Annotated in this window: 3 protein-coding genes and 1 pseudogene; 2 read left to right on the top strand and 2 right to left on the bottom strand. The window is 37.7% G+C overall.

Annotation, left to right across the window (positions count from 1 at the left end; all coding sequences use genetic code 11):
• Positions 1-419: pseudogene (locus PVV60_RS08280) on the bottom strand (hypothetical protein); the annotation flags it as partial.
• Positions 420-2,010: 1,591 nt separating this feature from the next.
• A complete protein-coding gene (locus PVV60_RS08275) occupies positions 2,011-7,011 on the bottom strand; it encodes a type ISP restriction/modification enzyme (protein WP_273724219.1) in 5,001 nt (1,666 codons plus the stop codon).
• A gap of 1,460 nt (positions 7,012-8,471) precedes the next feature.
• Between PVV60_RS08275 and PVV60_RS08270 the strand changes: the two genes are divergently transcribed.
• Both PVV60_RS08270 and PVV60_RS08265 read left to right on the top strand, forming a co-directional pair.
• Complete coding sequence (locus PVV60_RS08270) at positions 8,472-10,268, top strand: ShlB/FhaC/HecB family hemolysin secretion/activation protein (RefSeq protein ID WP_273724218.1); 1,797 nt, start codon at positions 8,472-8,474, stop codon at positions 10,266-10,268.
• Between the two features lie 25 nt (positions 10,269-10,293).
• The coding region (locus PVV60_RS08265) for a filamentous hemagglutinin N-terminal domain-containing protein (RefSeq protein WP_273724216.1) at positions 10,294-11,422 on the top strand (1,129 nt) is incomplete at its 3' end.

Below are 11,422 nucleotides of genomic sequence, written 5' to 3'. Positions count from 1 at the left end.
GTAATAACGGCATTATCACTCACAACGGCATTGCCAAAAACATAGCCGCCAATTTTTGCATTGCCATTAATGACTGCATTGTCATAAACATGTGCCTTATCACTCAAAACCCATGCCTTATCACTAATCACGGCATTACCATAAACCCTAGCCCAATTCACAACGCAGGCATTATTGCGTATTTGGGCATTTTCGGAAACGCTTGCTTGAATAACCATAGCATCATCATAAACCCAGCAATTGCCATCATGAGAGAGGTTGCTTTCACTTTCAATAAAGCCCCCTAGATCCCCCGCCTTAACATCAGCAAAATCCCTTAAAGCTTTAATGCGGTGTAAAGTCACACCGTTAACAACGCAGTTTTCATTAGTAAGTTCATATTTTGGAGATGTTTTTTGATTTTTAACTGTAGCATTCATACTAGTAATCCTATCTGTAAAAAAGTTTGTTATTGACACCCTATAGGCGCCGGGCGCTAACAAACACGGCAGATAGTCCGTTGCTATGCTTTTCCCTCGCGAAGGGTATTGTATAGCATAGCTACACCCGACAAAATCATCATATATGCTAACAAAAGCATAAAAGATAGTCAGTTTTTTATAACAGGATTAGGTTTATCGTAACCTTTTCGCTATCTGTTTTAGTGTTTGTTAATCACTTGAGTATTTATATAACAAAATACGTATTTATTGTCAAATAATATTTTATCTTTTTTGATATTTTTTCTTATTTTTTAAATACGTTATGTGTTGATAATATCTTATGCTTATTAATTGCTTCTTTTATATTTATGTGCTTTTAAAGCTATATTACGGGCTTTGTGAAACGATTGCATTATTTTCTGAATTATACATTTATAATATTTAGAAAAGCTCTCATCATGCGTATTTTTATCTTTATAACCTATCTGTTTTTTTACTAAATGAATTTAAATTTTTTGTGAATTTTGTTTATAAAGATCTCTAATGTAAACAACCTTAATAAAGCCGCGCTCTTATAACCAATGTGTTCATTTGCATGTGATTATGAAAGCCTGCTTTTTTCACGCGTGCTTTATAGCTGTTATCTTCTTTATAGCTATAGCCATGCATCATTTTTTATTTTCATAAGAGAAATGATAAATAGGATATATGATAATTGTGATTTATTGCTTGTTATGAAAACATCTCAATAGAAACTGATAATTATAGAGATGAGCAAAATCCCTTTTAATAGACTTTTGTCATTTTGTCAGTTTAGTCAGTTAACTCTAACCCCTATAGTATTTTTTTAATGAGATAAAAAATTAAAAACATTATATTTCAATATGTTAATGTCTTTAAAACATAATTCATATCAATTGTACAATCTTTAAAGATAACCAATGATGTGAGTTGATTAAAACTTGTCAGTTATGTGTCAGTAAATTGAACTGACAAAAGTAATCATTTTATTGAGTAATTAAAATGTGCTTTATGAAAAGCGTATGATCCTTTAAAGCCTTTCAAAAGAAAGGGGGTATAATCATAAGAAATGCTATCAAGATCATTATGGTTATGAGTTTTGAAGAGGTTTTGAGTTTTGACGGTTGCTGCTTTTATATAAAAAAATAGCAAAAAATAAAAACGTTATATTTCAATCTGTTAAGATTTTACAGATCTTTAAAAAACAACCCATATTGATAATACAACCTCTAAATTCAACCAATAATATACGTTTTGAAGGTATTTTGACGGTTTTTACACCTTCAAAACCTATAAGTAATATAAGAAAATGAGTATATATAACTCTCTTTAAACAAAGCTTTTGAAAAGGATAAAGCTATCATTTTAGATTACGGTATAATCTTTTAAAGGCAATCCAAAGTACAGTGTTTAAAAGTGCAAATGATTTCTTTTTAGAATAATGCATATAAACACTCTTTTTAAAGATTATATCTAATCAACTTAACAAGAGAGGTATAGATTATGGTTATAAGCTCTATACCCCTTATGAGTTTATCATGCCCATTATGTGAGCATGCTTTATAAGTTATTCAGTTTCTCTAATTTCTAATTTTGGTAGGTTCTTAACAATTTTCATTGTCTCTAAACTTACAGTAATAACCCTTTGGAATAATTCCAATGGATAAGCAGGGTTGCCAATGGTTTCAACAGCATAGCGATTGGCATCATTAACAATGCCACTCTTTTTATCTGTCTTTACACATTGACGCCCCATAACCCATTCAAGAGCGGGTCTACCATTGACGATATACTCATAAGCTTCAAGAGGGATATCTGTTATTGTGATATTGCTGTTATAAATGACAGTTGATTTATCTTTCTCTTTACCTGCTTTTGCGAATTTCATTTCAGTCACATAATAAAACTTTTCTGGATTAGATATATCAGTCTGTTTTGGATTACCCTTTTTAAAGGTCACTGGATAAGGTTCCACATCTTCATAGTTTACATGCAAATGACCCAATTCACGCCCTGCTGTTACAAATGACCAAAAATCATCAGCAGTTTTTACACAAGGGATACGAGGCAGTTCTTTAGAGAGGTTATCAGCATAACGAGAGCGATAATCTTCTGAATGTAAAATCCCATAAACGTAATAGAATAAATCATCTTTAGTGATAGTTTCATTAGGATAAGCGGCTTTAAAATGCTCTAGACCTTCATCCGTAATGGCATCTCGCTTCTGTAAACCAGCTGTTTTGCTTTCTTCTGTAAAGTCTGTAAATAAATGGGATTGTTTTTTGTTTTTATTCTTTGAAATTGTAGTCTCTTCATAAAAATATCTTGGAAAGCATTGGCTAGCAGCCATCGCATTAACATCAGGTAAATCTTTAATCATTAGGGTAGAAAAACCGTTTACTCCTATACCTGTAATTTGTATTACCTTATTTTCAACCGCTTGCCCTATCGGAAATATCCACGGCATTTGGTAAGTTCTTTCATTAAAGATACGATTGTAATAGAGCCACTGTTGTGTAAAAGGACGATATAAACTTTGAATTAAGCAATCACTCTCAAATTCGGAAAATTGTCCTCTTACCAATTCTTCTTTTAAACTACTACTCCAGCTAATCTTTTTCTCATCTGTATCAACGAAATCATTTACAGCCTTTACACGTGTTTTGCGGTCAGCATGGGAATAGGCGTCATTAAAACGTTCCACTTCTCTATTATAGAAAGTAATCATATTACTCATGTTCGTCACTAAACATTCACGACTTGAATTATATGTCCAAACGTCACGATTAGTTTTTAAACCACAAGAATAAATCTCAAAAAGTTTTTTACTATTTTCCTTCTTCTTATGATTACCCTTCTTATCTCCCAAGGTTAGAAACGTAGCAAAACTGTTATCACGTTGATTTATCCAATCGCCATGCTCGTTTGGTGTAATGAGTTTCCAGCCTTGTTCATGGGTAATACCATCAATACTACAAAATTCGTCAAGGATCTCAAGTTTCCTTTTAGTTGTAAGATTACTACCAATGTCGTGATAGTAAATTTTACATGATTCAGTCACATTGGGATTTTTGATAAACAAGGTTACAGCAATACCAGTCATACTTCCATTGCCAAAAACATTCTCTCCTTCTTGAGCGTTATTTTTATTCATCATATTTTTGCGAATATCGCCCCGCAAGTTTAATACATAAATACTCGTAAACTCTTTGGCTAAAGATTTTCGCAAATTGTCCATTGTTGGCTTGTCTATGTAACCAGAACCAGAAACAAAACCAATTACCCCAGCATTATCAATACGATCACTAGCCCAGCGAATAGCACGAATATAACTATCATAAAGTCTATTAATATTATTTGCTTTTGAATGAGCAGCATAAGTTTCACGAATACGGTTATCTAATATGGGATAAGGGGTATTCTTCGCATTGTCATTTTCATTTTTTTGTCCTACGGAATAAGGAGGGTTACCAAAGATAACTTCGATATTTAGATTTTTCTGGTGTTCCAAATATTCACTGTTTTCTTTAAATAATTTTTGTAGCAGATTTTTCTCTTCAAGCATCCGAAACGTATCAGCCAAACCAATATGTTTGAAAGGGATATACTCACCTTTCATAAGACTATGATAAGTTGATTCAATGTTAATCGCTGCTATGTAATAGGCAAGCAAAACAATCTCATTGGCGTGGATATCATGACGGAATTTATATTCCATATCCTCTGGTTTTATGAGATTGGATTGTAACAGCCGTGTGATAAAGGTACCCGTTCCAGTAAAGGGGTCAAGAATAGAGACACCCCGTGAACCAAGGCTTTTTCCAAACTCATTACGCAACACATCATCAACAGAATGAATGATAAAATCAACAACCTCAACGGGCGTATAAACAATTCCAAGCCTATCCGTGGTTTTCTTAAATGCCTTGGAAAAGAAATCCTCGTAGAGTTTGATAATAAGGTTCTGTCTTGCTTGGGGCTCGGTAATTCCAGAGGCGCGGAATTTTACACTGTTATAAAACCCTTGGAGTTCTAAAGACTCTTGCTTGATATCGGTTTTATCCAACTCAGCTAAAATCCTTTCCATCGCTTGTGAGATGCTATTGTTCTGGACAAATTCATTGCCCTCAAACAAAGCTTCAAACACGGGACGCGTGACAAGATGTTGCCCTAACATCTCAAGCGCTTCATCTTGCGTAATACTGTCGTTTAAATTGCTCTTTAATTCCTTATGAAACGCATCAAAAGCACACCGCGCTTTACCTTTCTCATCAGAAAGAATATCTTTAAGATGATTGATATGGTTTTGTGCAATCTCAGCAACATTGTTCGCCCAAATGCCCCAATAATCAGAAAGGGTTGATTTTTTAATCAGAACCGTTTTAAGGGCGCGAGGGAATGCCGCTATAAAGTTGAAGCTTGTTTGTCCATTATGCGTGGAAAGCGTTTTACGAATTGGAGAGACATTGCTTGCGCTTGCATGCTCTGGTCTTGCTTGAAGAGGGATATCATCAACAACCGTGGTGACATTCTCTAAATCCATATTTTGAGAAACCGTTATAATCTCTAAAATAGGGCTTACATCTTGTCCTAAATTCATCTGATTAAGCGTTTTACTAAAATTCTCATCATGAGAAAGCAGGGCATTGAGAACTTGCCAAACAACACTGTATTTTGGATTGTTCTTTAAAGCTTTTTCGGGGGCAATCCCAGCAGGGACCCCAACGGGTAAAATGATATAGCCTCTTTTCTTGCCTGGAGCCCGCCGCATCACACGTCCTACCGCCTGTATCACATCGACTTGGCTTTTACGCGGGTGTAAAAACATCACCGCATCCAAGGTAGGCACATCCACCCCCTCAGAGAGGCATCTTACATTGGTGAGCACACGGCAATGATTTTCTCCCACATTTTCTTCCAACCAATCCAGTTTTCTTGACCGTTCTTTGGCGCCATCCTTCCCATCAATATGATCAACTTCACAGATCAGACGGGGCGTATCGGGGTGGTTTTGATAAAGTCTATTGAAAATCCGCTTAACACCTTTTCCTTGAAAGGTATCACGGATATTTTTAGAGGTCTTGATATCTTTACAAAAAGCCAAGGCACGGCGCATGGGAGCCGTATCATCTCCAAGATCATTTTTCAGATCCAGTTTGGTTAAAGCTTGATAACAGCCAACAATTTTTGTTCTATAATCTAAAGTAAGTTCATAATCTTTACTTGTGGTAGGCATCTCCATGGTTTTACTGATTTCACCCTCATCAACACCCAAAACAATAATCTTATAAGGGGTTAACAGTTCATTCTTGACCGCATCGGTGAAGCTATAAGTATAAAGCACTTTTCCATAAATGGTTTCATTATCCATAGAGGCTAAAACAGCATCAACCTCATCAGCACGCCTTTTGGCATGGTCACTAAAGATACGAGGCGTTGCCGTCATATACAAACGTTTCTCGCCTCGAATAAGAGTGTTATCATGAACCTTGATAAAATCAGATTCACTGTCGTCTGTTCCTAATGAAGCCCCCGTTGTTCTATGCGCCTCATCACAAATAATCAAATCAAAGGCTGTTAAGCCATGATCCTTTTGTGCATCAACAATCACTTGTATTGATTGGTAGGTCGCAAAAATAACACTCATCGCATGGGGAGAAGAGTTGCCTACTTTCTCGACAAGCCTAGAGGCATCGGTTGTCGCAGGGAGGGCTAAATCAGATGCCGATATTTCTCCATCATCCTCTTGGTTTTTACGACGCTTGCCGATTTGCCTATCCGAACACACCGCAAAGCAACGCAAGGGCACTTGTGCATCGGCTGTCCATTCACGAATACTTTGTGACATCAAGGCAAGAGAGGGCACTAAAAACAAAACATGCTTGCCTTGACCTGCTATGGTTTCTGCTATCTTCAAACTGGTGAAAGTCTTGCCCGTACCACATGCCATAATCAGCTTGCCACGGTCTGCTTCTTGTAAACCTTCACAAACCGCTTTGAGCGCTTCTTTCTGATGATCTAAAAGCCTTTTTTTCTTTTGCTCGTAAAGAACAATGTTGCCTGTCTTATCAAAGATCCCCCAATCGATTTGACTGTTTTCCATATCAAAGAGATTAATTCGATAAACCGGAACCGCTTGCCCTTCAATCATGGTATTGGCATTTTCGCTTAAGTCTTTTTCCGTGCTATCAATGAGAAGACGGTATTTAAATCTCTTTTTACCAGAAATGGCGATAAAGCTTTCAATATCGTCTTGGGTAATCTGATGATTGGTCTCATAAAATTGACAGCCAATAGCAACGTAATCGTCTTGATCACGAATTTTCGCTACCAAATCAATATCGGTGTCTGTATCGCTTCCTTTCCACCCCTTTTCGTCAGCGACTTCTCTATAAGTTTGAACCTTTTCGTATTCTTGCTTTTGAAGCGGGTCTTGCGTCAAATAGGCAATGACAAACTTTTCAAAAGCGGCTTGCTTTTCTTGCTCTGATATCGCTTGTTCACGATAGGATTGTAAGAGAGAGCGTAAAGAGACATGTTCATGATCAGACTTATGAAGGTGAGACATAAAGAATAAACTCCATGACAATATATTCTACAGATCGATTCTCTTCAAAAGAATCGAAACGAAGCTTATTAAATCCATTTTGAATGAATAGTGTGAAAAATTCGGAAAATGCGAAAAAGCGGATAAATTTTTTTCAAAAGGTTTTTTAAAGGCTGTTTATCCACAGCCCATGAGAGAGATCAGATCAGCAAAATAGTGAAATTTGCTGTTTATTTGATGGAAAAAAGACAAATGCACCATGGGCTTTAAAATATCAGAATGAGTATTTTGATAGGTTTTATGAATTATTTTATAGATAGGTTTTGAAGGTTTCTCAAACCCTCAAAATACCCTCAAAAATATACCGTGGGTTGTATTTATAGGTTGTATCTTGATATAGGTTGTTTTTTAAAGATCTGTAAAATCTTAACAGATTGAAATATAACGTTTTTATTTTTTGCTATTTTTTTATATAAAAGCAGCAACCGTCAAAACTCAAAACCTCTTCAAAACTCAAAACCTCTTCAAAACTCAAAACCTCTTCAAAACTCATAACCATAATGATCTTGATAGCATTTCTTATGATTATACCCCCTTTCTTTGGAAAGGCTTTAAAGGATCATATGCTTTTCATAAAGCACGTTTTAATTACTCAGTAAAATCATAAGGTTATCTATTTAAATGAACTGATAAAATTCATACAAGGGATTTTGATAACGTAATCAGTTTTTACTTTCATACGCTTTTCATAAGCCACGTTTTAATGACACACTAAAATAATCTAGTTTGTCAGTTCAATTTACTGACAGATAACTGACAAGTTTTAATCAATTCACATCATTGGTTATCTTTAAAGATTGTACGATTGATATGAGTGATGTTTTAAATATATTAACATATTGAAATATAATGTTTTTAATTTTTTATCTCATTAAAAAAAATACTATAGGGGTTAGAGTTAACTGACTAAACTGACAAAAATGACAAAACTCTTTTTACAAAATTACTCAGATCATTTGCTTATGGAAAAAAGTTCCTTGATGAGAATGGCATAAAAAGAGTTTTGCGTGGTTGTCTTAAGACTTCAAAAGAGGTTCTTTATTGTTTTCTATGATGGTTTTTGACGACAGGATGTGCTTGATCGCATGATGTCTCGTTTATATGCGTGTTGAGTGGCTTAGAGGAGCTGGAGAGTGAATTTATCTCTAATTATTGATAAATATATTGTAGCATTAAACTGGGGATATTGATGTATTAAGCATTGACGGGCTAAACAGTTTTGTTTAAAGGCTTTTTCATATCAATGTGGGGGAGAAATCTTCAGCAATTAAAATAAAGTTGTTTTTGTAAAATAAAGCAGTTTTGGGTGCCCCTTTTCTTTGGTAACGGAGGCATGTGCTTTTGTTAAAAGCGTCATAGGGCAGTGGTTGTTTTGAGCGGTCTTGTTAGAGGTTCCATGAAGTTCTTTTAAAGAGTGCTTCATGAAGTGTGCAAAGCGGGGGCAATCTGTATTGTTATTTATCTTTTTACGCCAGAGTTCTCTTTTGAAAATTTTTCATGCCATTGTTGTTTTCTTTGGCTTGTTTACAGGTGTAAGTGTTTATGCGCGCTCCTCGGCTATTTTTCATTCCCCAACCGATAATTTTTCTCGCCAACAATCTGAGAAGCAGCAATTAGAAAGAATTGAGAAATTACGGTCTTTAACGCCTAAAAGGATAAAGACGCCTTCAGAGCAAAATCCAGAAACGCTTTTGGGTGGGAAGCAATGTTTTCCCATTCACGCTCTTGTTGTTGAGGGAGTGCATCATGTCAAAAAGCGCTCTATATCAGCCGTAACAGAGCCTTATGTTGGAAGATGTATCGGTCTTTTTGATATCCAGATATTAATCAAGAAGTTAACCAAAGTTTATTTGGATCAAGGCTATGTGACGGCGCGTTTTTATATACCTGATCAAGATATCAAAAACAGCAAGACGCTCAAATTTGTTGTCGTTGAGGGCAAGCTCTCAGAGATTTACTATAATGGTTCAGCGGCATCTCGTTATAACAATGTTGTGTGGAGTGCTTTTCCTGGGCTTCAAGGTCATGTTTTGAACATGCGCGATATTGAACAGGGGCTTGATCAGATCAACCGTTTGAGTTCAGCGCACGCTCAAAGCGAACTTCTTCCAGGGCGTGAAGAAGGGAGCACCATTGTCAATATTAACAATCATCCCGATAAAACTTTCAAGGTTACTGTTTCTCATGACAATATGGGACAAGCCTCTACAGGTTATGCGCGTTATAGTGCGGGCTTGAGGGTAGAAAATATTTTAGGGATGAATGATGCGTGGGATTTTAACTATCAACGCAGTGAGCCCGATTATTGGGGTGGGAGCAAGCAAGAAGGACATAGTAATAATCTTTCAGCGAGTGTGAGTATTCCGTACGGTTATTGGACCTTTGGATTGAATGGCACTGTTTATCATTACCAAAGCATAATCCCTGGCAATTTTACCGATATTGAGACGACGGGGGATTCCAGTGAGTTACACGCCAGTACAAGCAGGGTTCTTTACCGTGATGGTGTTTCCCTTACAACTTTGAATTTGGGTCTTTCTTATAAAAGAACCAACAATTACCTTCTAGGCAATAAGATTGAAGTGGGCAGCCGTCAATATAGCGTCGCCAATTTTGGGATTTCGCATTCTCGCCAGATGTTGGGTGGGACTTGGACCTTTGATGTGAGTTATTTGCAAGGGATCCCCTTGTTTCATTCAGTCAAGAAGCACGATCCAGGAGCAGGGGATGCGGAGCCACAATTTGCCAAATTGACCGGCACACTCAGTGTTATGACGCCTTTTAAGATAGGGGGCTTGGACTTTATACTGAGCAATCTTTTGAGTGGTCAATATTCACCGCATAATTTATTGGGTGCTGAGCAGATTTCATTGGGGGGCGCTTCCAATGTTCGTGGCACGCGTGAGAGTTTGCTTTTTGGCAATAACGGTTTTTTTAGCCGGAATGATTTGTTGTTGCGCACCATTCCGTGGAGCAATCACGCGACCTTCAAAAAGGTTTTTGGTGAACTTCGCCCTTATGTTGGTTTGGACTATGGGCGTGTTTTTGCACAACCCTTGTATGGGATTAAGAGTGACCAGCTTGCCGGTTGGACAGCGGGTGTCAAGCTTGCTGGGGGCATGGTCTCTGTTGATGCCAGTTATTCCAGTATTTTTTGGAGCACAGTTAAGCACAAAAAATCAGGAACATTTTTTATGACACTAACAATGGAACTTTAAGCATTTTTTATTGGGGAGTTAACGTATGAGATACGAGAAGAGAGCAGCTTTATTAGGTGTTTTAGTCTCCAGTACGATGCTCAAAAAGGTTTTATTGGGGGGACTTGGTTTTTCTTGTTTGTTCGCACCTTCAGCGTTACAGGCACAAATTACTGTGGATCATAACGCAGGTAGCGCATATCGCCCAGATATAGTGGCAGCGCCCAATGGGGTTCCCTCGATTGATATTGTTACCCCCAATGGCAAGGGTTTATCACACAATAAATATGATGATTTTAATATTGGCAATGCAGGTGTGATTTGGAACAATCATGCGCAAGAAGTGGGGCAATCGCAGTTGGGGGGCATTATGCCGGGCAATCCGCATTTGCGTGTTACGGGTTCGGCGAAAGTGATTTTAAATGAAGTGACCAGCAGCAAGCGCAGTGCGCTTCAAGGTCCAGGAGAAGTTTTTGGGCGCCCAGCCGATGTGATTATAGCCAATCCCAATGGGATAAGCTGTGATGGTTGTGGTTTTATCAATACGCCCCATGCGACCTTAACCACAGGTGTACCCGAAATTGATGCGAGTGGTTTTTTGAAAGGCTTTGAGGTACGAGGTGGGGACATCACCTTTGGCGCAAAGGGAGCCAATTTTTTCTCAGGTCAAGGGGCTGTTGATATCGTCGATATTGTCTCACGCACAGTGCATTTTGAAGGAGCTGTTGCGGGCAAGGAAATTGGAGTGACAGCAGGGACGGGTCACTTTGATTATGCTTCACGGGAAATGAAAGAGCTAACTGATATTACTGGTAAACCGGAATATGCGATAGATGGTTCTGCTTTGGGGGCTCTACAGGCGGACCAGATTAAACTTGTGGCAACAGAAAAAGGTGTTGGGGTTTGCATGCGTCATGATATGGCAGCCAATGCGGGGCAGTTGCATCTTTCTGCTGATGGAAAAATCTCGTTGAAGAATGTTTTTGGTCATGGGGGTGTTGTTCTCAAATCGAAAAGCCAGAGCGTATTGGCAAAACACATCACCTCGAAAAAGCATATTGATATTGCCGCACATAAGGATGTGACGTTAGAAGCCGTTGGCGCTGAGGGTCATTTAAAAATAGAGGCGCAGGATGGGCTTTTATCGATTGCCGGCAAGGCAACCTCTGGGGGTA

Origin of the sequence: Bartonella sp. AU18XJBT, from assembly GCF_028618595.1 — a bacterium.
Classification (GTDB): Bacteria; Pseudomonadota; Alphaproteobacteria; order Rhizobiales; family Rhizobiaceae; genus Bartonella.
The sequence above is the reverse complement of the archived record's forward strand: the minus strand, read 5'-3'. Positions and strand labels throughout refer to the sequence as shown.